General features: G+C 56.9%; 16 protein-coding genes. 11 read left to right on the top strand and 5 right to left on the bottom strand.

Annotated elements, in window-relative coordinates; translation table 11 throughout:
* Nucleotides 1-152: 152 nt before the first annotated feature.
* The 9 genes from HZB34_13570 to HZB34_13610 all read left to right on the top strand — a co-directional run bounded on the left by HZB34_13570 (nucleotide 153) and on the right by HZB34_13610 (nucleotide 12,183).
* On the top strand, nucleotides 153-515 hold the full coding sequence (locus tag HZB34_13570) for a hypothetical protein (GenBank protein MBI5316988.1): 363 nt from the start codon (nucleotides 153-155) through the stop codon (nucleotides 513-515).
* Nucleotides 516-859: 344 nt separating this feature from the next.
* A complete protein-coding gene (locus HZB34_13575; protein MBI5316989.1) occupies nucleotides 860-1,360 on the top strand; it encodes a hypothetical protein in 501 nt (166 codons plus the stop codon).
* A gap of 17 nt (nucleotides 1,361-1,377) precedes the next feature.
* Nucleotides 1,378-2,016 (top strand): hypothetical protein, encoded by a 639-nt coding sequence (locus HZB34_13580; protein ID MBI5316990.1) that lies wholly within the window; start codon nucleotides 1,378-1,380, stop codon nucleotides 2,014-2,016.
* Between the two features lie 39 nt (nucleotides 2,017-2,055).
* Nucleotides 2,056-2,211 carry a hypothetical protein gene (locus HZB34_13585; GenBank protein MBI5316991.1) on the top strand — a complete coding sequence of 52 codons (156 nt, stop codon included), beginning with the start codon at nucleotides 2,056-2,058 and terminating at the stop codon, nucleotides 2,209-2,211.
* A gap of 377 nt (nucleotides 2,212-2,588) precedes the next feature.
* A complete protein-coding gene (locus HZB34_13590; protein ID MBI5316992.1) occupies nucleotides 2,589-5,633 on the top strand; it encodes a hypothetical protein in 3,045 nt (1,014 codons plus the stop codon).
* A 93-nt stretch (nucleotides 5,634-5,726) separates the two neighbouring features.
* A complete protein-coding gene (locus HZB34_13595; protein ID MBI5316993.1) occupies nucleotides 5,727-9,185 on the top strand; it encodes an MFS transporter in 3,459 nt (1,152 codons plus the stop codon).
* The gene (locus HZB34_13600) at nucleotides 9,175-10,239 is read left to right on the top strand and encodes an amidohydrolase family protein (GenBank protein MBI5316994.1); all 1,065 of its coding nucleotides are present in this window, start codon (nucleotides 9,175-9,177) and stop codon (nucleotides 10,237-10,239) included. Before HZB34_13595 ends, HZB34_13600 begins: the two co-directional genes overlap by 11 nt.
* 15 nt (nucleotides 10,240-10,254) lie before the next feature.
* Nucleotides 10,255-10,752, top strand: coding sequence for a sigma-70 family RNA polymerase sigma factor (locus HZB34_13605; GenBank protein ID MBI5316995.1), 498 nt, complete (start codon nucleotides 10,255-10,257; stop codon nucleotides 10,750-10,752).
* 63 nt (nucleotides 10,753-10,815) lie between these two features.
* Nucleotides 10,816-12,183 (top strand): anti-sigma factor, encoded by a 1,368-nt coding sequence (locus HZB34_13610; GenBank protein MBI5316996.1) that lies wholly within the window; start codon nucleotides 10,816-10,818, stop codon nucleotides 12,181-12,183.
* Between the two features lie 51 nt (nucleotides 12,184-12,234).
* On the opposite strand, the gene HZB34_13615 is transcribed toward HZB34_13610, so the two are convergent.
* Nucleotides 12,235-12,471: a hypothetical protein gene (locus HZB34_13615; GenBank protein ID MBI5316997.1), complete on the bottom strand. Its 237-nt coding sequence runs from the start codon at nucleotides 12,469-12,471 to the stop codon at nucleotides 12,235-12,237.
* 277 nt (nucleotides 12,472-12,748) lie between these two features.
* On the opposite strand from HZB34_13615, the gene HZB34_13620 reads away from it, so the two are divergent.
* Nucleotides 12,749-13,924: an NnrS family protein gene (locus HZB34_13620; GenBank protein ID MBI5316998.1), complete on the top strand. Its 1,176-nt coding sequence runs from the start codon at nucleotides 12,749-12,751 to the stop codon at nucleotides 13,922-13,924.
* A 39-nt stretch (nucleotides 13,925-13,963) separates the two neighbouring features.
* Here HZB34_13620 and HZB34_13625 read toward each other — a convergent pair whose 3' ends face one another.
* The gene (locus HZB34_13625; GenBank protein MBI5316999.1) at nucleotides 13,964-15,232 is read right to left on the bottom strand and encodes an SEL1-like repeat protein; all 1,269 of its coding nucleotides are present in this window, start codon (nucleotides 15,230-15,232) and stop codon (nucleotides 13,964-13,966) included.
* Nucleotides 15,233-15,489: 257 nt separating this feature from the next.
* Nucleotides 15,490-16,482 carry a hypothetical protein gene (locus HZB34_13630; protein ID MBI5317000.1) on the bottom strand — a complete coding sequence of 331 codons (993 nt, stop codon included), beginning with the start codon at nucleotides 16,480-16,482 and terminating at the stop codon, nucleotides 15,490-15,492.
* Nucleotides 16,483-16,626: 144 nt separating this feature from the next.
* On the opposite strand from HZB34_13630, the gene HZB34_13635 reads away from it, so the two are divergent.
* The gene (locus HZB34_13635; GenBank protein MBI5317001.1) at nucleotides 16,627-17,007 is read left to right on the top strand and encodes a DUF3015 family protein; all 381 of its coding nucleotides are present in this window, start codon (nucleotides 16,627-16,629) and stop codon (nucleotides 17,005-17,007) included.
* 42 nt (nucleotides 17,008-17,049) lie between these two features.
* Here HZB34_13635 and HZB34_13640 read toward each other — a convergent pair whose 3' ends face one another.
* Together HZB34_13640 and HZB34_13645 are read right to left on the bottom strand one after the other, a co-directional pair.
* Complete coding sequence (locus tag HZB34_13640; protein ID MBI5317002.1) at nucleotides 17,050-21,423, bottom strand: DEAD/DEAH box helicase; 4,374 nt, start codon at nucleotides 21,421-21,423, stop codon at nucleotides 17,050-17,052.
* 41 nt (nucleotides 21,424-21,464) lie between these two features.
* Nucleotides 21,465-22,721, bottom strand: a complete 1,257-nt coding sequence (locus HZB34_13645; protein ID MBI5317003.1) for a PD40 domain-containing protein — start codon at nucleotides 22,719-22,721, stop codon at nucleotides 21,465-21,467.
* Between the last annotated feature and the right edge of the window lie 143 nt (nucleotides 22,722-22,864).

Consider the following 22,864-nt stretch of genomic DNA (forward strand, 5'->3'; position numbering starts at 1 on the left):
GTGTGATGTTGCTGGCATCCCTAAGAGGTCATAGCAGCCCCAGGGGGTAGGCCCCATCAGTAGAATCATGCCCCGATGGAGAGCCAGCAGTTCTCGGTGAAGAACAATGATCAGGGAATTCGAGACTGAATATTTCAATACAGGAGGTAGCTATGAATCGATCACTATGGGTTATCGCCGCCTTGGCCATTTTTATAGGTGGGTGCAGTTCATCTGGCACGCTAGGTATCGTGACAAAGAGCACTGCTGACCCCGCTTCCTTGCTAAGAACGGGGCGGGCTTTCACAGAGCTTGGCCCGGTTAAAGCAGAAGTTTGCCGTCACTTTGTTCTTGCGATCATTCCCTGGGGAAAATCTGATTTTGGTGCTGCAGTCGATAAGGCCTTGGTAGAAAGAGGTGGGGATGCGCTCCTAAATGTGACCGTGGAAACTAGCCTCTACGGCTTTATTCCCGTTTACAATGTCTACTCATTCACCTGTACCACCGTACAAGGGATCGCGGTCAAGTTTGAGTGATCGCAAAAGACTCGAACCAAACGTGGGAAGCCCAGGAAATGTCCATGAACTGTGCTCGAAGAAGCGAAGGAACGGGGTTAGGCATGAGTATTGACTTAATAGCACTAATTTGATGAACACAACTTGGCAACCATGAGACTTGAATCATGTATGGACGTGCTCCGCTTTTCTCCAGATACCTGAAGCGTGTAGCCTGTGTCGCAATTGCGGCGACCCTCGTATCATGCGCCTCAACGACCGGGACAAAAACCACTCTTACATCCGCTGACCTTTCGAAGATCACAAAAGCGGGTATCCTCGTCGAATCCAAACACCCCTTCTCGGTTCGTGTTGCCCGAGAGCAGATGACAAATACGGGGGCTGTTCTCTTTGGCTTGATTGGCGCTGCTGTGGAGGCGGGATATAAGTTTTCAAAAGACTCCGGTTATGAGGAAGAGATTGGTCGCGTTCTTGGCGACTTCGATTCGGTGAAAGACAGCGCTGCAGCGTTTCGCGAAAAGTTTCTAGCAGGAAAAGTATTCCCTATTGTCGAGGTCGTTCAGACGGATAATGCCCGTGGCCTGAGAGAGCAGGGATTCGACGCCGTGTTCAAAGAAACGATCGAAGAATGGGGATTACGACTGTGCTCGGGAGAGGAAAACGTGCAAGTGGGGTTTGACATACATGCGCAGCTTGTCTCGCTCCAGAATGATAGGACAATTTGGGAACGTGATGAGTTGTTTGTCGAAGGCCCCTGTCGTCCCTTGAGCGATTTTCGGAGCGATCGAGAATTGCTTCGTTCGAGCCTTAAGCGAGCAACCGAGACCTTAGCGGGAAGAATCGCGAACGAAATTTCTTTTCCATAAATACAGAGGAGGATCTCATGAATACACACTGGCATAAGCTTGTAATCCTAGCACTTTTCTTGTCTATCGCTGTGTCTGGATGCGCGCTAACGGACGCTCACGTGAATCCTGGGTTTACGCCGGAGTCTGGGAAGAGAAGTCCATTAAGTACAATACACTCGCTCGCAATCTCAATTCAGGTCGAGGATCACCGGAACCCAGGCGAGCAGGACAGAGTCGGTGATAAGAAAAATGGCTTCGGTACAGTGACAGCAAAAGTGCTATCGGACAAGGTACCGACAACCATTCTTTACGACGCTCTGAAGGCTGAGTTTGAGAACAATGCGCACAAGATTGTTCAGACAGAAGATCGTAAGGCTGATGCACTGATCAAGATCGGGCTTAAGAGGTATTGGAGTGACCTCGCCATCCACTTCTTCGATATTGAGATGACAGGGAAGTTGGATGCCGATATTACGATCTTGAACGGGATCGATCAAAACCAGTTGGCGTCCAAGCCGCTCAACAGTACATTTCGTGAGAGTCGACAGATTGCTCTCGAGGGGGCCTTCGAAAGCGTCTTAAATGGAGCTCTTTTCGAGTTTATACGAAGCTTTTCTCGTGATCCCAACGTCTTGGATGCCCTAAGAACAGTCGCTTTCCAGAAAGAAAAATGATGACAGTTGCCAGTTCGTTGCCCTCCAAGGTTCAATAGCTTGGGGAGAAAAACGGGGAGAAAAGAGCCGGCCCGTGATGCGCCGCTCACCCGCTCCTCTTCCGCCACTCCCTCGGCGGCACCGGAGTTGCTGCCGGAAGTCTATGCCGCCGGGCAGTATGTGGATGAAGTTCGCACACATCGCGTCGCCCACTAAGGGGTCGCCGCCTGATTCCATTTACACACCTATTGACCAGCCCTCAAAAAACTGACTTAAATCCTCCCAACGGTCTCGCATTTCTCAGTCAACTATGCACCGGCTCTCTATACGTGAAGATACAAGCGTTCAGATGAAATCTCCTCTGTGCGATCTTTCAGTCAAGCACCCCGTGAACAAGTCTGCTCTACCATGAACCGCCGTTCATAGTTTCTCATCCTTCCGTGTGCCGCTGATCTGCGTCGAAAATATGGCGCGCATTCCAGACTGTCATATTTCCTCGAAAATCTCATATTGACGTCGTCGCATGCCCGTCCCGCACCTGCGGCACTCTCTTTGCTGATCATCAGAGCATCACTAGTCAGGAGGTGGCTTATATGAATACATGTCTTACTCAGCGGATCGCGCTATTGGCTGCTTCATTGTTGTTCTCAGCACAAACAGCCATCGCCACCATTGTCGACCAGTCGGAGCCGCCCAGTGACATTCAACGTCATTGCATCGGACTCTTGTGGTGTACAGAACGGTCTGTAGAGGGAACGTCGGTCGATGGCCTGTTATGGCTCTATTCGGCTGAGGAGCGAGGCAGTTACTCCCGACTGGCTGTACGGCCGCTATATTCCATGGAAGAAGATCCGACGCGCAATCTGCTGCGACGGAGTATTCTCTGGCCATTGGGGACCTATGAACGTCGAGGAGACCAGGCCTGGGCCCATGTCTTTCCTCTCTATTGGCATTCTGAAGAGCCAGGCCAGGAATGGAGCTTCACTGTTCCGTTCTATCTGAAATCGGTCCAGGGAGACAGCGCATGGCATCACCTCTTTCCCTTGTTCAGTCGCCATGTCATCGGCGACTACTACACAAGCAACTTTGTGCTTGGTCCATTCTTGATCACGACAAGCGACAGCCGCACTGACTTAACTCAATGGGATCTGATCTTCCCCTTGTTCCACTATCGGCGGGATCTCAATTCGTCAAACAGCTGGCTGTTCCCGCTCTATTGGTCAGGCGAGGACCCGTCGAAGGGTGAAGCCTATCGCTATATCCTGCCGCTCTACGGCTCTTCTGATGATCCATCCCAACACTACCATTTCCTTTTCCCGTTCTATGGCTATGCCGACAACACCTCGGCCCAGGTCAAGCGGCTCGCCATACTCGGCTTGCCTCCAGCGAAAGGATTTTCCACAATACCTTCCGTAGCGCTCTTCGAACACGTGACGACGGCCGACGAGACGAGTCATCGGATATTTCCGCTTTACAGCTACGTCTCAGGTACGGATGGCAGCAGCACTTTCGACGCGCTCCTCCTCTACCGTCATCAGGCTGCGTCATTCAACACCATCGATCGTTTCTTTCCCTTGTATCGATACGAAGGCAATGCTGATAGCCAATCCCATGAATTTAATTTGTTGGGTTATCGCGAAGCCTCATGGTTTCACTATCAGGACGACCCGGACGGGACTCAACACCGGCTCCTAGGCACATACAACTACGACGACAGCCGGGATGGATCTGTTCAGCTCTCCGCGCTCGGCTATCGACGCTTATCCCTCTATCTCCACCGGAGCCAGGACGATCTGACCGAAGATCGGCTCGTTCCCTTGTACGACTACTTCCGGGACGGGAACAACGGAACTCTCTCTCTCATCGGCATGTCCGACATCGCTTTGTATCGGCAGGAATCGAGCCCGTCTCTGTTCCAACATCGCCTGTTTCCGCTTTATCGATACCGGCACGATCTCGTGAAGGACGAGACCCAGTTTGACGCCCTGCTCCTGTATCGCCATCTCACGACTCCGCTCCAAGTGGCCGACCGGCTGCTCCCCTTCTGGGACTACACTGGAACAACTGCCAAGACAGACTGGCAGTTCAGTTTCCTGGGAACAGGGGCCGTGGCGCTGTATCGCCACGACGGCAACGACGCGCGCACGTTGGATCACCTGTTCCCTCTCTATGGTTATCGCAGGGAGCAAGACGGCGGAACTCGACTCAGCTTGTTGGGGCTACCGCCATTCGGCCCGCTGGCTGGCTGGTCTCTCTATGAACATAACGACTCTTCATCCCAAGTGAGCGACCGCTTCTTCCCTCTCTACCATTACCGAAAGGACACAATACAGCAGGCATCAGCATTCGACATACTGGGAATAGGGTCCGCTTCCCTCATTCACCACGAGACAACTCCGACTAGCGTAACGAATCGACTCTTCCCGCTTTATCGATATGCTTACGATGAACAGGCCGAGCAGACCACGATCAATCTACTTGGAATCGAACCGGTAAGCCTCTTCCGATCTCAAAGCGGACATTCACAGAGCGCTAACCATATCTTCCCACTCTACGATTACGAACGAACAGGCGAGACTCGCCGCCTTTCGGCCATCGGACTCCCTAGGATCGGCGGCATACCTGCCTTGTCTATCTATGCACACGAGACGACCCCAAACGCGGTGCATGATCGGCTGTTTCCGCTCTACAGCTACCGGGCCGACGACGTAACCGACAGCACCTCATTTTCCGCACTCTGGATGTTCTGGCGCACAACGTCACCGACCATAAGCCAAACCAGTCTCTTTCCCATCGCGAGCATGGCGACGGATAAGACCACGGGTGAAACTACGTGGTCGTTTATCGGCCTCGAACCGGCTATTCCGATAAGTTGGGTTCGCCATACCTGGACATCCGAGGGCAGTAGTGGGTTCTTCTTCCCGCTCTATGACTACCGGAGCAATGAAAGCCAATCAGTCCTGTCGATCGGAGGAGTCTCGCAACTGGCTATCTATCGTCAAGAAGAGACTCCTAGTTACCGCAGCCATCGACTCTTTCCCATCTATAGCTACCAACATGACCTCGCCGAAGACGTGGCACAAACGAGAATCCTACTGGTTTACGAACATGAGCAGTCCCCCATTCACTCCGCTGATCGCCTGTTCCCGCTGTGGCAATACGAGCGCCGGGATGACCAGAGCGAGACGAGGCTGACTGCGTTAGGTTTCGGGAGCTTGTCCCTCTATGAACATCACACTACACCAACCGGCACCACCGACCGGTTCTTCCCGCTCTACGAATACGTGTCGAACCGCGACAGGGACGAAACGGAATTTTCGCTACTCTGGCCGCTCGCGGATTACAAGAGCCGGCAGGGCACGGTCACGTCTGCAAGCCTGTTGTGGTGGTTGGCGTCCTACGAGCACCCCGATGCCGACCATTCCAGCTTTCACCTGTTCGGCGGGTCTAAAATGGCCATGGTTCGCCGCACGAGAACGCCGCAGGAGTCAGTCTTTGAGCTCAACCCGGTAATTCCTCTGTACCGGTACCGGCACGCAACAGACGGGAACTCGTCATGGGACATCTTTGGCGGGGTCTTGGGAATGGACACAACACCGAAAGGAACAAGAGTGAAGGTCCTCTTCGTCTCACTCTGACCATTCTTCATTGATTGTTTCTTGTTCAGTGTGGCAAGAGGAAGTATTTGCCTGGCATCTCAAACACTGGCACACTGCACCCTCATCACCTCTATGCAGGGGGACCCTATTCAGCAGGAGACATCCGTCAGCACCGCCTCGTCACCCCACCCGCTCCGCGGACTCTTGATCGCCCAGTTCTTCGGCGCGTTCAACGACAACGCCTGGAAGCTCATGGTGGCCTTGCTGGCCATCCGGCAAGCAACCGCGCACATGGCGCCGGGCCCTGAGCTGGAAGCGGTAACCCAGGCGCAAACCACTCTTGCCTTCGTCGTCTTTACCTTGCCGCTAGTCTTACTGTCGTTGATCGGCGGCACCTTGGCCGATCGATTGAGCAAACGCACAGTCATCATCTCGATGAAAATCCTCGAGGTAGTCCTCATGGGCGCCGGTACGGTTGCGCTTTGGCTGAATACCGCCGGCGGCATGCTGCCGTTGATCGTCTTATGCGGGATGGGTGTGCACAGCGCGCTGTTCAGTCCGTCGAAGTACGGCATTCTCCCCGAGTTGATCCCGCATGAACGTCTGGCCGCCGCGAATGGCCTGCTGGAAGTGTGGACATTCGCCGCTATTCTGACCGGCACAGCAGCCGGAGGATTTCTCTTGCAGAGCGCCGGAGACCAGACCTGGATAGCACCCCTCGCCTTGGCCGTCCTGTCGATAGCAGGCCTGGTTGCAGCCTTTGGCGTCCCCCACGTCTCGCCCGCCCGTACATCCGGCGGTGTCGGTTCGACGGTCCGCGGCGCCTGGTCCGCCATTCGCTCAGAGCCTCTGCTCCGATTTGCCATCGCAGGAGGAATCTTCTTCTGGATGATCGCAAGCCTCTTTGCCCAGAACGTGCTGGTCTATGCCAAAGCCGTCCTGCAGCTCTCGGATGCGATGTCGGGGCTCCCGCTCACATTGTTGTCCGTCGGCATCGGCGTGGGGGCCATGCTGGTCGGTCGGCTGTCTCAAAACAGAATCGAGTACGGACTGATTCCATTGGGGGCCGTCGGTGTGTTCATCGCCCTGTCCTTGATCAGCGCGATAACACCACCATTGATCGGAACGTTTCTGTTGATGGGACTTCTCGGCGTCTCCAGCGCCTTCATCTTCGTGCCGCTGAATGCCATTCTTCAATGGCGATCCCCGCCCGATCGGTGCGGCGCCGTCATCTCGTTCTTCAATACCTGTGTCTTCATCGGAATTCTCTTGGGCTCGCTTGCCGGAGGCTCGCTCGCCAATATCGGTCTCTCGACGAGCAGCATTTTTCTCGCCACTGCGGGAATCACCATCGGAGGCACCCTGTGGGCCCTCTGGATCTTGCCCGATGCGTTCCTCCGTCTGCTGCTCGTCATCTTGACGAACACGCTCTATCGCATCCGCATTGTCGGCCAGCAGCACGTTCCCCAGTCCGGGGGAGCACTGCTCGTCCCAAACCATATGTCGTTCGTCGATGGCTTCTTACTTATGGCCAGCGTCGATCGGCCCATTCGGTTCGTGGTGGATGCCGCTTATGCGACACACCCCCTGTTCAAATGGGTGATGACCATCATGAAAGTCATCCCGATTACTTCCGCAGGCGACACCCGCATGATCCTCCGGGCGCTACGCAGCGCAGGGCAGGCTCTCGATGACGGTGAGATCGTCTGCATCTTCCCCGAAGGACAGATCACCCGTACCGGCACGTTGTTGCCGTTCCGTCGTGGCTTCGAACGGATTGTAAAGGGGCGGCAGGTACCGATCATCCCCGTGCACTTGGATCGTCTGTGGGGCAGCATCTTCAGTTTCGAGGGCGGGCGTTTTTTTACGAAATGGCCCGATCGCATTCCCTATCCATTGACGGTTTCCTTCGGCGCGCCGCTGCCAGCGGATACGCCGGCACACAAGCTCCGCGACGCGGTCTGCGCACTCGGAGAGGCGGCCTGGCTCCTTCGAAAATCCCATCGCCGCCCCCTGCACCGGGAGTTCATCCATGCCATGAGGCGGCATCCCTTCCACTTCGCGATGGCCGACCAGAACCGCCCCCATGTGTCGTCGCTCCAAGCCCTTGTTGGTTCCGTCGTACTTGCAAGAGTGCTTCGGCCTCATTGGGAAAACCAGCGTCATGTCGGCATCCTGCTTCCGCCGACCGTCGCCGGCGCATTAGTCAACGTGGCTGCGCCTCTCTGCGGAAAAGCCAGCGTGAATCTCAACTACACAGTCGGTAAGTCCGGCCTCGAAGCAGCCGTGCAGATAGCCGGCCTTCGCACGATCGTCACCAGCCGCCTCTTTGTCGAAAAAGCCAAGTTAGAGTTGCCGGAAGGACCGTCGATTATTTGGCTGGAGGACATTGCCCGTACCATCGGCACAGGACAGAAACTCCTCGCAAGCCTCTTCGCCCTCTGCGCCCCTGCGCGACTGATCGAACTGGCGTGTGGACAGGACACCCCACTGACAATGGACGACCTGGCCACCATTATCTTCAGCAGCGGCAGTACGGGTGAACCAAAGGGCGTGATGCTCTCTCACTTCAACATCGACGCCAATGCGCAGGGGGCCAACCAGACCCTCCATCTCTACAGAAACGAGCGAGTGCTTGGTATCCTTCCATTTTTCCACTCATTCGGTTATCTCGTCTTCTGGTTGGCCATGTACAAGAACGTGGGCATGGTCTTTCATCCCTCTCCCCTCGACGTCGCCGCCATCGGAGAACTTGTCCGCCGCTACCGCGTCACGTTCCTCGTGACAACACCGACGTTTCTTCAACTCTATTTGCGGCGCTGTACCCCGGAACAATTCAGCTCGCTGCGGGTGGTCCTTACCGGCGCTGAGAAGCTGCAGCCGAGGCTCGCGCAGGCCTTTGAAGATCGGTTCGGCGTCGGACCGATTGAGGGTTATGGTGTCACAGAATGTGCTCCCGTCATCGCCGTTAATTGTCCGGACTTCCGTGCCGCCGGTTACTTCCAGCCTGCCTCGCGGAGGGGGACTGTCGGTCAACCCCTGCCCGGTGTTTCTGTACAAATCGTCGACCCGGACAGTTTCACCCCATTGCCGCCCGACACACCTGGGATGTTACTGGTCAGAGGTCCCAACGTGATGAAGGGATACCTGGGCCGTGAGGATCTGACGACCAACGTCATGCGCGACGGTTGGTATATGACAGGCGATATCGCGAAGTTGGATGAAGACGGGTTCCTGACGATCACCGACCGGCTCTCGCGCTTCTCGAAGATCGGCGGTGAAATGGTCCCACACGGTCGCGTGGAAGAGGCATTGCATCAGGCTGCCGCTAGCGAGCTACAAGTCTTCGCCGTCACCGGCCTTCCGGACGAGAAGAAAGGCGAGCGCCTGGCGGTATTACATACGCTGGATGAAAACCGTATCCCTGACATCCTTGATCAACTCGCCGTTAATGGACTCCCCAACCTCTTCATTCCGTCCCGCGCCAACTTCGTCAAGGTCGAGGCCTTACCGGTACTGGGAACCGGCAAGATGGACCTGCGTGGCCTTAAACGAATTGCGATGGAGCGACTGCGTTCGCGTGAAGCGTGAAGCGTATCTCGTGAAGCGCGACGCGATGAATGGACAAATGGATTCTGAGCCATCACGCTTCACGAATGACGCTTCACGAGCTACGGCTGAGAAAACCCTGATCGACTGCCATGTCCACCTTGCTGCACTGCCTGATGGCGACAATGGCTGCTACATCTCACCGAAGATGCTCAAGAATCCGCTGTTTCGTTTCTTGCTGTGGAAACACCAGCTCGCTCCGGACAAGCCGCGCGAGGCCAACCAGAAATACCTCGATGACCTGCTCGGAGAACTCCGGGCTTCTCGCCATGTCCAGAAAGCCGTACTGCTCGGTATGGATGGCGTCTACGACCAGAACGGGGAACTCAATCAGGTACACACCGATTTCCTGATCAGCAATGACTACGTGCTGAAAACCGCAAGGGCCTACCCCGATGAATTCCTTGCTGGTGTCTCGATCAATCCGCAGCGACGGGACGCGGTCGAGGAAGTCCATCGTTGCGCCGATGCCGGAGCCACCTTGGTGAAGGTCCTCCCAAACGCGCAACAGTTCAACCCAGCCGATAGACGCTACAAAATGTTCTACCGAGCGCTCGCCGAACGGAAACTGCCGTTCCTGAGTCACGTCGGCTACGAGTTCAGCCTGATTGGAAAAGATCAGTCCGTCGGCGATCCAGATCGGCTCAAGCTGGCGCTCGAGGAAGGCACCACTGTCATTGCCGCGCATGCCTGCAGCTACGGCCTGATGCTCTATGAAAAATTCATCCCAACATTTCACGAGTTCGCCAAGCGCTACCCCAACTTCTACGCCGATATTTCCGCACTGACGCTGCCCAATCGTATGCGCATGCTGCTCCACCTCCGCCGCTATCCGGAAATTCATGAGCGCCTCCTCTTCGGTACCGACTATCCCTTGTCTGTCTTTCACCTGGCTGCCTGGGGTCGCGTCGCGCTCAGCACACTCCGCGACATCCTTCAAACCAAGAATCGTTTTGACAGGCAAGTGTCGATTTGTCGAGAGTTGGGACTCAGCTTTCGATCGTTGGACGACATTATGGTCCGGCCCAAGCTTTAATGTTCCTGTGACACTATGGACAGAGACCAGACACTCGCAAGCCTCAGAGAAAGGATTCTCGCCTTTGCGACATTACGTGTATCGAAGACACAAGCCGAAGATCTGGCTCAAGAGGTGCTGGTGGTCCTCTATGAGAAGTATGGGCGCGTGACAGAGATGAGCGAGCTAGTTCCCCTGGCCTTCCAAGTCCTGCGGTTCAAGATGCTGGACGCCCATCGCAAGTCGCTCAGACGGGGCGAGTATAACCAGGAGTCGGTTGAGAATCTCCCGCTCGCCGATCCCGGCGATGACCCAGCAACGCAACTCGACCAAAAACAGCGAGTAGACCGGTTGCTGGCCGCCATGGCTCAGCTCGGCGAACGTTGCCGCGAGCTGTTCAAGTGGAAGTTGGAAGGGAACAGCTTTCCGGAAATCCAGAAGCTGATGGGGCAAACTTCGATCAATACGATCTACACGTGGGACCTGCGCTGTCGGAAACAGTTACTCAGCCTCATGGGTGGTTCATGGGAATGACCTGGCAGTATCTGAATCCTATCGCCTCACCCCTTACCCCTTACCCCTTACGGGGCGGCGAACATGTCTGAACACGACCTAGAAAAACTGCTAGGTGGGTTCGCAGCCGATACGCTGACACCGGAAGAGAAGCAGACGCTCTATCGCGCCGCACTGCAAGACCAACAGCTGTTCAATGCGCTGGCCGATGAGCAGGCCTTGAAAGAGTTGCTCTCGAATCCGGACGTACGTCGCAGGCTCCTCGCGTCATTAGAGCAGCAGAGGGTTTCAGCCGCTGGTAGTTCACTTTCATGGCTGGATTGGCTGCGGCGTCCAGCAGGCCTCGCCTTCGCCGGCGGCCTCACGGCGGCTGCCATCGCAGTGGTGTTGGGAGTCAGAATTTATCAGGACAGTCTTCAGCAAGCCGCGCAATCGGTCGAAACCGAAGTAGCCAAGCCGGCGGCCCCCCTACTTCCAGCGCCTCCAGTCTCTCAACCTCCATCACCTCAACATGCTGAACCGGAGATAAAAACCAAGGAGGCAGCGGGACCATCAAAGGACATGGGAAAGAAGGACGGACTGCTCGATAGGACGACCAAGCGAGAACAGCTTGTACCTCCGGCACAGCAAGAACAGAGGGTGTCAGATGGCCCCCACGACCGTATCGCACAGCAGACCGGGCAAGAGGGACTCGATAAGAAAGCCAACGCGCCCGTGTCTGTGCTCAGCAAGTCCGCAGAGGAAGTGACCTCGACGGCAGGTCAAAAACTCGCAGCACGTTCTACCCAACCAGCAACGATGGCAGAGTCTCTACGGATGGAGGCGCCGGCAATCAGTGCCCGTGCGCTGTTCTATACAGCACAGGCGGTACGGCGGAATACGGGCAGGATGGCTCAAGAAAGTGAACGAGCCATGAAACCCCTGGCCGAGTCGGCACAGCAAGCGAACCGACTTGAACGAAAACCGGAAGGCCTTTCCAGGCCTCTAGGGCTCCGCTACGGTTTTGTTGTTCGTGAAGCAGATGGGCAGGAGCGAGAGGTGGACATCGTCACCACGTCAAAAGTGATAGAGCCGATATTCCTCACCCTGGAGGCCAACCAAGACGCCTATCTGCAAATCTGGAGGACGGTCGGTTCCTCAACGATGCAATTGGAATGGCCCGAGAAAGAAACCGGCGAGACCTCTCTGAAGTTACCTGTCGGTCAACGACAATACATTGCGCTACCTACAGAGATTGGATCCTACACCCTCATGGTCCGTCTTTCTCGAGTCCCGTTCGGCCCCACCACGAGGCAAGAAGCCTCCTCGTTCGATCGGCCCTCTCCCACTCAACTCCAAGAGGCAATCACCTTAAGTAACCAAACCGGCTCACAGGAACGCGCCACCTACGTCGTCAATCAGAATCCATCCACAGGCGCTCACGTCACGGTCGAAATCACCTTCAGCCGATAGATGCAGCGCCTGAAGATAAGGCTGAGGTCAGGTCAACCCTAACCTCTTCAGTTACTCTCCACAGGCCTTATCCTTCCGCTCCTCTAACGCGGCGATGGTTTGTTTTCGAGCGGCCATCGACTCCGCTTTCTCGTCTGCAGGGGCGCGACTGTTTTGGTCTAGTGCCTCTGCATAGAGACGCGCGGCCTCGACGCAATCAGCCGAGGGCGGTTTGGTCGAATCGCAGGCCGCAACCAGGAATGTGCAAGCAAGAGCAGCGGTCATTAGTCCGACAAAACGTGTGGTCATTGTGCACATCCTCCAATGTTAGACACCCATCTCTATTGAGCACCCCGACCGGCATATTACGCAAAACTGGCCGGCAAATTCCACTGTGATTGTCTTGTCGGCGCCACGCTGTGACACAATATCCACAGTTCCTGATAGGCATGGCTCCCTTGAGGGTCGCGATCTGCTTACCCCTTGGGAGTCCCACAACCGCGCAGATCTCTGTCGACATTCTACTGAATCAGCAGCGATAATCTTTCATGTTCGTGAACCGCATGATGAGAACCCTCACGTACCGATGTCGTTAGAACAACCCAGCTTTCAGGAGCCTGCGTTCCTGTCGTACGGATTTCGCCCGTTCTTTCTCTGCACGGCACTGTTCGCCGGCCTAGTAATCCCCATCTGGGCACTCATTCTGACGGGAACAGGCGAGGTCAAATTCCTCTATGCCGCACGCGATTGGCATGCGCATGAGATGCTGTTCGGTTTTCTACCAGCTGCGATCACTGGCTTCCTTCTGACGGCTATTCCGAATTGGACCGAACAGCCTCCATTGCGAGGAGTACCCCTGTTATTGTTGGTGGTTCTGTGGTTGTCAGGACGCCTGGCGATCACCATACCCTGGCCTGCCCCTCTCATCGCCGCCGTCATAGATGCCACATTTCTGGTCGTACTCGCGGCCTTTGTCTGGCGAGAAATTTCAGCCGGGAAAGCCTGGGATCGTACGCCGATCGGTGTCATCATCAGTCTCTATGCAGGCGCAAACATTCTATTTCACCTGCTGGCCCTACGCGGCGCAGAGACGGATCTTCCCGAACGGATGCCGCTTGCACTGATGATGATGTTGCTGGCGCTCATCGGCGGGCGCATCATCCCTACCTTCACCAACGACCACCTGGCCCGGCAGGGTCTACCGGAACAGGCTGCATCCTTTTCCCGTTTCGATGGCCTGTCGCTGGTGCTTCAGGCCATAGGCGCTATTGCCTGGACCGCTCAGCCACAGGCCATGGAAACCGCCTGGATATTGGTGGCAGCAGGTCTTCTCCACGCAATTCGTCTCTCGCGCTGGCGCGCCTGGACAGCGTGGCGTGAGCCTCTCGTGCTGATCCTGCACCTGGGTTATGGATGGCTCGCACTGTCGCTCGTGCTATTGGGGGGATCGATTCTCGGGTGGGGGTTGCAGCCCGCCGATGCCGTTCACGCCCTCACGACCGGCGCAATGGGAGCGATGACCTTAGCAGTTATGACTCGCGCCAGTTTAGGCCACACAGGACGTCCTCTGCACGCTGGCCCTATGACAGCCGTGATATACGTCCTGGTCAACCTGGGTGCCCTTCTTCGAGTGTTTGGGCCGGCCATAGGACTCCCGACGAATCTCATGCTTGGCATGGCGGCAACAGCTTGGGGCGGTGCCTATCTTCTGTTTGCCGCCCTATACGGCCCACTCCTTATTCGCCCCAGCATCGATGAATGATTCCCTGACCTACAGCGTTCGCCGCGGGACCCCCGTCGGCTAGAACAATATCAGCTGGGCCTGCGCCCATACATTCCCTTTGGCTGCGGCTTTCTCGTACCAGACTCGCGCCATCCTCTGGTCCTGCGGGACACCCAGCCCGTTTGCATACAGCTGCCCCAACTGAGCTTGCGCCCACGAGTTGCCTTGGCCGGCAGCTTTCTCGTACCAGCTCCGAGCCGTCGTATAATCTTGCGGGACACCCCGCCCGTTGGCATACAGTTGCCCAAGGTTGTACTGCGCCTGTGCAATACCCTGGCCTGCAGCCTTCTCCCACCACTGCCTCGCCTTCTGATAGTCCTGTGGCATACCCCGCCCGTCAGAGGACATCTGCCCGAGTCGGTTCTGCGCCCATCCGTTGCCCTGGGCAGCGGCCTTCTCGTACCAGCCCAGTGCGATCGCGTAATCTTGCGGGACGCCCCGCCGCCCCTGGTCATATAGCTGTCCAAGCTGATTCTGTGCCGACGCGTTGCCCTGGGCGCCCCGCATCTTCAGTTGTTCCAGATCTACGGATGAAATATTGTCCTCTGAGGAAGCAGGGGAATGCCCGGGGGCCTGGGCCATCAGTCGTTGCATAGTTTCAAGACGGCCTGAGCGCTCCTGTTGAGTCTCTGCCTTGGGCAGAGAACTGGGCACTGCCTCTTTTACATGCGGCTGGACAGGTCTGCTGGAAGGACCATCCTGCACGATTGCAGCCTGGCGAATTTGTTCTTCTACCTCGGATGGGAACGGTTCATTCTGCGGCAATGTCGCAGCTTCAACCGGTTGAGCCGGTTTGTACGAGACAATCACCTTGGAGGATTTCGTAAAGGTGAATACGATGATCCCGGCAAATAGCAGGGCTATTGCCAATATGCCCATCCGAACGGGAGTGAAGAACTCATTTCCGTCAAATATCGCACCGGCAGGGCTCTGGGAATCTTTTTTCGCTCGACGTCGATTCGCATGGAATTCCCGTTTCTCATGTCGCTCGGGATTGGAAAAAAAGGATGTCTCGCAGGACGGGCAGGTCACAGCCCCGCCAGACTGCACGCCCCAGTTACGGTTGGCCTGCAGCCATGCATCATACTGTTGTTTCAATTCAGGGGTGCCGAGCGTCTCGAAGGCCTTGTTGATTTCCCCGCTTTTTTTCTCCGCCTTTGCGAGAAGCTTGGGCTTATGGTGAAAGCGGTCCGGATGCCACACTTCCAACAGAAGTCGATAGGCCTGCTTGATCTCTTCAGGAGTCGCTGACTCCTCAATTTCCAGAATGTCGTAATAGGTCTCCATCGGAGACGTTCCTTACAATAGACAGGGCTACACCCACGAGGCCCAGCCGAAGAGGGACGGAATCAAGGATTCATTGATCTGGATATATTAACCTATGATCTACTCAAACTGGAAGGATATCGATGGCAAGAAGTATAACCCACACAGCCCTTTCGAAGGCCCCCTTCCCCTCTGCCGCTGAAACGACAACGACGAGGTGTGGAATACCCACGCCTCGTCGTACACTTGACGCCAGCCCGAAAGCTGACGCGGTTGCTCTAACTATGAATGGAAAGTGAGAATGACGTCTGACTCACTGCCTGATACGCAAAAGCAACACTGCTGCTCGGGGGAGCCGAGGCCCGCACCTCGTTTGCAGGCCGATTATGATCCTGCTCCCTCTCGCCTCGCAGTTCCTTCACCAAATCCTCGCGCAGCTTCGTGAAGAAGTCCGGCAGATACTTGTGGACTTTGTGGGACTCGACTCTCGTGTCTTTCAGCGCATCCAAGACCTGCTCCACGAGAGACTTCGTTCGCGACGCATCCTGCGCCGGCGCGACGAGACGGGTCGCCGCGCCTGATGCCGGAGCCGCTGCGTCAGTCGATTGTTGGGTGGGCGCCGTGGTACCGGTAGACGGTTGCGGGATCACCGCAGCCGTCGAAGGCGCTCCACCCGGGGTAGCTGGGTTAGACGTAGTGGCAGGTGTCTGGGATTGTTGGCCAGCCGGCAGCGTTGGTTGACCGGTCACCTCCGAGACAATCCTCGCGGCGAGAGCCGTTACGGACCGTTCCACATCTACATTGAGGTCCAAACCTGAGAGAGAAGACAATCTTCCGAACCGCTCGGCCAGCTTCGCCGTCTTGGCGAGGGCCGCGTCATCCTGCCCATTCAAATATTTTTCGAAGATGTTCGCGACCCTTCTGAACAACTTCGTCAGATCCTTAACCTCTTGTTCGTTCAGATCACCTTGCACCGCCACGCCAAACTCCTGTTTCAACGATAACTCGGCATACTTTGCTTGAACATCTACCCTCTTGCCATCGCCTTCGATGTGGGACTTGTAGTTCACCGCGCGGAAGTCTGATTCAAGATCCGCGGAGAGGGTAATCGTGTCCCCTTCTGTCGTCGTCACACTCAGACGGCCTGTGAAGTCGTTGGAAACCGCGACTCCGCTAACCTTGGTATCCAGTCGCTGGGTCCCCGCCCCGGTTGCAGAAGAAAGGTTAAAAAACTGCTGCGGGTCGATTTTGGTCAGAGCTTGGACTGGCATGGGGCATCTCCCGGTTATTTCAGGCCTATCCAGACAGCTTCCCTATCGGCACAGATCCGACTGAACTTTAGTTGGCTTGTGATATAGTGGAGTTCGTCAACGATGAAGAGAGCCGTTCCCTTCCACACCAAAGGAGGCACCTACATGAAACAGGTCGCTGTTTGGGCCATCGTGCCGCTGCTCATGCTGGTCGGGTCAGGCTGCACGCTCAAAAGCACGGTCAAACAGACCACGGATACTACCTCCAACGTCACTGGCACGACCTCCGGTCGCACCTGGTTCAATGAAGACGGCATGTTGAATCCAGAACATAAACTCACTGCCTTTGCCACTTTCAATCAGGAGAATGTGGAACAAGACCTGGCGCGTGGACAGGGGGAATATGTGACATCGCTCGGTACCCTCATGGGACTGCCGAATGACCGGCAACCAGCCTTTCGCGCGAAAGCGCAGGGAGCATTCCTGACTCTCATGACGTCCGATCAACAAGCTCGACTTCAACAGTTGAGAATGCTGGCTCACTAGCCCGGACTATTCATAGCGGTTCGTGGTGGAGTCGCACCTTGCTCACAACTCACGAACGACAAACGACACCTGTTTGTCTACTCTGTCCGCAGCCTCTCGTCCCAAAACGGTTCGCACCACAGCTCCGTCACGAATAACCACGAAGTTCGATGGCACCGCCGGCACACGCGGGCCCGGCAAGATGATCCCCACGAGATTTAACGGATCGCAGGCGGACAGTTTGATGTCGTGAGAGGCTGGGCCTAACTCGCTTCGCTTTCTCACCGCCCGCAGCGATTCAACCGCTTCCGGCAATGCAAACTGCTCCCCGGTAAAGCTACCGACAAACCGCCCCCCTCGGACCTCGCCTTGCAGCTCCATTCTTCGATACTGCACCAGCAGGTCGCGCCACGAAGCCACCAGCGTCTCACGGACGAGGAGATCACGGAACGCGACGCCATAGCGGCGCAGCAGTTGGCGGGCAATGCGCTCATTCAAGCTGATAGCCGACAGCTGACAGCCATGAGCGTGCCGGAGCAGCGACCACCGCCCTGTTGCATGACGTGGTCGGCGTGCACGTTCTCGTCCTTCCGCCCGCCGACGATGTGGATCCATGAGCGCGCGCAAGTTGTCAAAACCATCTGACGTGGCCAATCCTGCCGCCACCAGTTCCCACAGTCCCTCTTCTACTTCAGTCGCAAGATGGTTGGTCATCCGTGCCAGGTCAGCGAAGAAGCTGGCGCCTTGCTCGGCGAGCACGCGGCGGAGATCCTGTGCTACCCCACTCAGGCCAGCAAAAGGTTCCGGCCCGATGCGCGCATTCTTATCCCGCGTCACCTCGAGCAACCATTCGCTCTCTTCCCGCGGGAAAACACTGATTGGTGCGATGCTGGTCGGCACGATACGCTTGACTCGGTGTTCTTCGGGCTGACCGAGCCGTGGGTGCGGCGCCAACCGGCCCCAGCTCACAGCTCCACTGAGACAGAGATGATCCAACAACTCCGGTTCATACTTGGCCATTCTGGCTCGCAACAGTTGCGAGTCCCAGCTCGACGCCGCTGCCTCAAATCCGGCCAGCAACCTAATCACTTCGAGCAAGCCTGCTTCTCCATGTTGACGCGATCCGGACGACACATGTTGCCACTGACATAAGTACCTCATGAACTCGGCTGCGGTCACCGGCTCGACTTCTTTTCGTAGCCTGCCGATGGTCAAGCGATGAATGCGCGCCAGCAGCCGACGGTGGCAAAACTCAAGCCCGTGAGGCGCGAGGGGTAAGGGGTGAGGGGGCGATGACCGAAACTTGCCGCGGAGAACTTGCCCTGAAGCTTCGAGGCGGACCATAGCGCTGTTCACCTCATCGGCTGAAAGATGAAGCCGTTGGGCCAACTCAGCTACCGTGGTTGGACCGATGCTTTCCATCCAGCCAAGCACGATGGCATCGGTGACGGCTTCATCACCTGATACAAACATCGATTCCACCTTGGACTGATACTCCGCCGCAACCCACCCTCTTACTTCCTGCGCCTCACCCCTTACCCCTAACCCCTTACCGCCACCCCCCTCACCCCTCACGGTGAGTTCTACAGCGCGTCCCTCTTCCATCAAGCACGACAAATGAATCGCCCAGTCCTTGACCTCCTCGACCGGCAACCACCACAACGTCAGCAAGGCGTCGTGCAATTCATCCGGATCGCGCACGACGGGCCAGGACTCCCGTTGGACCTCCTCGATCGCTGCTTGATCCAACGCTCCAACCTCGCCTGCCAGCTGAGTCGGAAGCGTGCGCCGCATCTCTACCGCACGCGCCCGCCGTTCTTCCAGTGGCGCATCGTCGAGAAACGCATAGGGGTTGGCGTTCAAGATCTCGTGCGAGAATGGAGATGGCAGCGGTGTATCGACTGCCACGCAGCTGATGGCCCCCGCTTCAATCCGCTTGAGAAGCTCGGTCAATCCATCGAGATCCATCGCCTCGGTGAAACAATCCCGCAAGGTCTCGTTCACGAGCGGATGATCCGGGATCTGGCGAGTCCGTTCGCCGACTATATTGTCCTGACAGGCCATCGCGTCAGGGAAGACTGCGCCAAGAAGATCCTCCGCCTTCATCCGTTGAATCTGCGGGGGAACCTTTTTCCCATGAGAGAACCGCAGCAACAGCAGGGCGCGACTGATATTCCAGCGCCAGCGTGTCATAAACATCGGCGCCTGAAGCACGGCGGGAAGCAAGACCTCCCGAAGCGTCCGGCTATTCAGGAACCCGAACACCGCCTCGAGCGGGAAGCTGTGCTTCTCGCCGAGCGAGATCACGATCCCGTTGTCGGTCGCTGCCGCTTGTAATTCGAAATCGAAGGTCACGCAGAACCGCTTCCGCAAGGCAAGGCCCCAGGCCCGGTTGATCCTGCTCCCGAAGGGCGTATGCAAGACCAGCTGCATCCCGCCACTTTCATCGAAAAACCGCTCCGCGATGATCGTCTCTTGCGTCGGCACGGTTCCTAAGACCGCCGTTCCCGCGGCGATGTAGGCGGCAGCTTGTTCCGCACCACGTTGATCCAACCCGCAGCTGTTCTTCAGCCAGCTGATCGCTGAGAGCTGATGGCTGATGGCCGAATCGGAGGAAGCGAGTCTGTTTGCGATCTCCTGTCGCAACGATGAGACTTCCCCCGACAGTTCAGCCGTTCGCGACGGCGCTTCGCCACGCCAGAAGGGTATGTTGGGTGGCGCTCCATACGCGTCTTCCACCCGCACCTTGCCCATCTCGACGCCCTTGATCCGCCAGGAGGTATTCCCCAGCAACATGATGTCGCCTGCCAAACTCTCTACCGCAAAGTCTTCGTCGACCGATCCCACGACCGTCCCATCAGGTTCCGCGACCACGGCATAGTTTGCCGTTTCCGGGATGGCCCCGCCGGATGTGATCGCCGCCAGCCGCGCCCCTCGTCGGCCTTTGATACGGTGATTGATCCGATCATGAAACAGATGGGCGAGACCTCGCCCGCGATTAGTCGCGATGCCATCCGCCAACATCCGCAGCACCTGATCGAACTCCGAACGTGCCAATGCCCTGTAGGGATCAGCCCGCCGGCAGAGATCGAACAGGTCGTCTTCCTGCCAGGTCTGTGTCGACGCTGCCGCCACCAGCTGCTGTGCCAGAATATCGAGCGGAGCCAGCGGCACGGCAATGCGATCCAACACTCCCGCCCGAATCGCTCGCATCAGCGCCGCACATTCGAGCAAGTCATCCCTCGTCATCGCAAAGAGACGGCCCTTGGGAATGGCCCTGATCCAGTGACCGGCCCGGCCGACCCGTTGCAGACAGGTCGCAATCGCACGCGGCGAACCGATCTGACAGACGAGATCCACCGTGCCGATATCGATGCCGAGTTCCAGCGAGGCTGTCGCAACCACAACACGCGTCTTGCCGCTCTTGAGCCGTTCTTCAGCCGACAGGCGAATCTGACGAGAGAGGCTGCCATGATGCGCCGCCACGACATCGGCGCCTAAGTCTTGTAGCCGTTCCTCCAGAGAGTGCGACACTCGCTCTGCCAGGCGCCTCGTGTTGACGAACACCAGGGTCGAGCGGTGTTGCCGGACCAGATCGGCGACACGATCGTAGACATCGGCCCAAATCGCGTTCGTGGCCACGGCACTCAGTTCATCCTTCGGGACCTCCACGGCAAGATCCATCTCACGCCTGTGGCCTATGTCGATAATCTGACAAGGACTCGTGAGGCGTGAGGGGTCAGGGGTCAGGGGTGTGACCAGGGACGTCTGAGCCTGCTGTCGATTTCCTACTAGAAACCGTGCGACGGCTTCGATTGGCCGTTGCGTTGCGGAGAGCCCAATGCGTTGAGGTTTGATGAGTGTGAATGCCTCCAGTCGCTCCAACGAGAGGGCTAGATGGGCGCCACGTTTGTTCGACACAACAGCGTGAATTTCATCGACGATAACGGTCCGGACTGTCTGCAGCAAGCGACGGCTTTTCTCTGCCGTCAATAAAATGAATAGCGATTCTGGCGTCGTGACCAGGATATGGGGTGGCCGCTTGAGCATCTGCTGGCGCTCCGCCATCGGCGTGTCGCCGGTACGGACCAGCACACGGAGTTCCGGCATCAAGAGCCCGGCAGATAAGGCTGCGTGACCGATTTCAGCTAGTGGTTGCTGCAGGTTTTTCTGTATGTCGTTGCTGAGCGCTTTCAGTGGCGAGACGTAGAGCACTTGCGTCTGGTCATCAAGCTCACGCGCGAGGGCTTGCTTGAAGAGGTGATCGATGCAGGAGAGAAAGGCCGCGAAGGTCTTGCCGGAACCAGTCGGTGCAGCAATCAGAACATCGGCGCCAGACTGAATGGCCGGCCAAGCCCGGGTCTGGACATCGGTCGGGTGGCCAATATGTGATTCGAACCACTCGGAGATCAGAGGGTGGAAATGGGAGAGAGGCATGGCACGTGATCGTACCACGCCGCCGGGGGAAGCTCTACGGGCTAGGGAAGTGCGCGGACGTAGATATGAGCCCCCGATCCACTAACTAGATTGGTTGCCTGAGAGAAGAAGGCGACAAATCTACCGTCGCTGTTCATCGACGGCGTATCACTTATTCCGCCAGCTCCCTCGATATTCGTATTAGTGTTGTCTTGTGACGCTAAGGAACTCAGTCCAAGCTGACGATCACGGACGTAGATCTGTTGCCCACCTAGCACCACCGGATCAGGAGCCAACAGGTTCGTCGCAACCGATACAAAGGCCACGTACCGCCCGTCCCCACTGATCGACGGACCACTGCTGATACCATCGCCAGGAATGGACGCCCCCGTATTATCCACCGACACCAGACTTGTCACACCTGTCTGCCGATCCCGCACATAGATCTGCTGCCCGGCTGGCACTGCTGGAGCAGGAGCCAACAAATTCGTCGCCTGAGACACAAACGCAACATACCGCCCGTCCCCACTGATCGACGGACCACTGCTGATACCATCGCCAGGAATGGACGCCCCCGTATTATCCACCGATACCAGACTTGTCACACCTGTCTGCCGATCCCGCACATAGATCTGCTGCCCGGCTGGCACTGCTGGAGCAGGCGCCAACAAATTCGTCGCCTGGGACACAAACGCAACATACCGCCTATCGGCACTGATGGCTGGATCGCTACTGGCTGCGCCCCCTTCGTTCACTACTGCGGTATCGTTGTCACGCGAGATCACTTCGATTTGATTTGTTTGTCGATTATGCACATAGATTTGCGTGCCACCGACGCCTGGCACGAAGTTAGACGATGACGAAGCGAAAGCGACCAGGCTTCCATCTCCGCTGATGGATGGGCTCGAACTGGCACCGCTCCCAGCCACGCCGTTGCTGTTGACCGACGCACGATCCGTCCTCGGATGGACAGCAAACAACACTGAACCATTCGCAGTTTGACCCGTGCTGTCCGTCACTATGAAATCCGCAGTTGAATTTCCGGCTACCGTGGGGGTGCCGCTCACGACACCCGTGGTTGCATTGAGGGACAAGCCGACCGGCAATGCGCCGCCAAACAGAGTCCAGCTGAACGGAGCCGTTCCACCTGTAGTCGCGAGTGTCGAAGTGTAGGCATTGTCGACCACACCGAAATCCGCTGAGGTCGTCGACACCGCAAAGGCTGAAGAACTGCCCCCGCCTCCGCCCCCACCGCCTGGGCAGCCTGCGAGTCCGAATCCGAGGGCAATGATCAACAACATAGACGCAATGGATTTCATGCAGATCACTCTCTTACGAATTCCTCTGTGAAGCATTCCTCACCCGACTTGTGTCATTATGATAACCTCGCATGAAATAATTGCATATAAGTAGTTGATTTTATGCTGCAACGGGACCTCACCCAACAATGACCTCCAACACG

Source organism: Nitrospirota bacterium (genome assembly GCA_016219645.1).
Lineage (GTDB): Bacteria > Nitrospirota > Nitrospiria > Nitrospirales > Nitrospiraceae > Palsa-1315.

What these genes read in the sequence shown, in the direction of transcription:
- HZB34_13570 (MBI5316988.1), top strand. Translation starts at nt 153, where the DNA reads ATGAATCGATCACTATGGGTTATCGCCGCCTTGGCCATTTTTATAGGT.
- HZB34_13645 (MBI5317003.1), bottom strand. Translation starts at nt 22,721, where the DNA reads ATGAAATCCATTGCGTCTATGTTGTTGATCATTGCCCTCGGATTCGGA.
- HZB34_13625 (MBI5316999.1), bottom strand. Translation starts at nt 15,232, where the DNA reads ATGGAGACCTATTACGACATTCTGGAAATTGAGGAGTCAGCGACTCCT.
- HZB34_13590 (MBI5316992.1), top strand. Translation starts at nt 2,589, where the DNA reads ATGAATACATGTCTTACTCAGCGGATCGCGCTATTGGCTGCTTCATTG.
- HZB34_13630 (MBI5317000.1), bottom strand. Translation starts at nt 16,482, where the DNA reads ATGCCAGTCCAAGCTCTGACCAAAATCGACCCGCAGCAGTTTTTTAAC.
- HZB34_13640 (MBI5317002.1), bottom strand. Translation starts at nt 21,423, where the DNA reads ATGCCTCTCTCCCATTTCCACCCTCTGATCTCCGAGTGGTTCGAATCA.
- HZB34_13580 (MBI5316990.1), top strand. Translation starts at nt 1,378, where the DNA reads ATGAATACACACTGGCATAAGCTTGTAATCCTAGCACTTTTCTTGTCT.
- HZB34_13635 (MBI5317001.1), top strand. Translation starts at nt 16,627, where the DNA reads ATGAAACAGGTCGCTGTTTGGGCCATCGTGCCGCTGCTCATGCTGGTC.
- HZB34_13615 (MBI5316997.1), bottom strand. Translation starts at nt 12,471, where the DNA reads ATGACCACACGTTTTGTCGGACTAATGACCGCTGCTCTTGCTTGCACA.
- HZB34_13620 (MBI5316998.1), top strand. Translation starts at nt 12,749, where the DNA reads ATGTCGTTAGAACAACCCAGCTTTCAGGAGCCTGCGTTCCTGTCGTAC.
- HZB34_13610 (MBI5316996.1), top strand. Translation starts at nt 10,816, where the DNA reads ATGTCTGAACACGACCTAGAAAAACTGCTAGGTGGGTTCGCAGCCGAT.
- HZB34_13575 (MBI5316989.1), top strand. Translation starts at nt 860, where the DNA reads ATGACAAATACGGGGGCTGTTCTCTTTGGCTTGATTGGCGCTGCTGTG.
- HZB34_13605 (MBI5316995.1), top strand. Translation starts at nt 10,255, where the DNA reads ATGGACAGAGACCAGACACTCGCAAGCCTCAGAGAAAGGATTCTCGCC.
- HZB34_13595 (MBI5316993.1), top strand. Translation starts at nt 5,727, where the DNA reads ATGCAGGGGGACCCTATTCAGCAGGAGACATCCGTCAGCACCGCCTCG.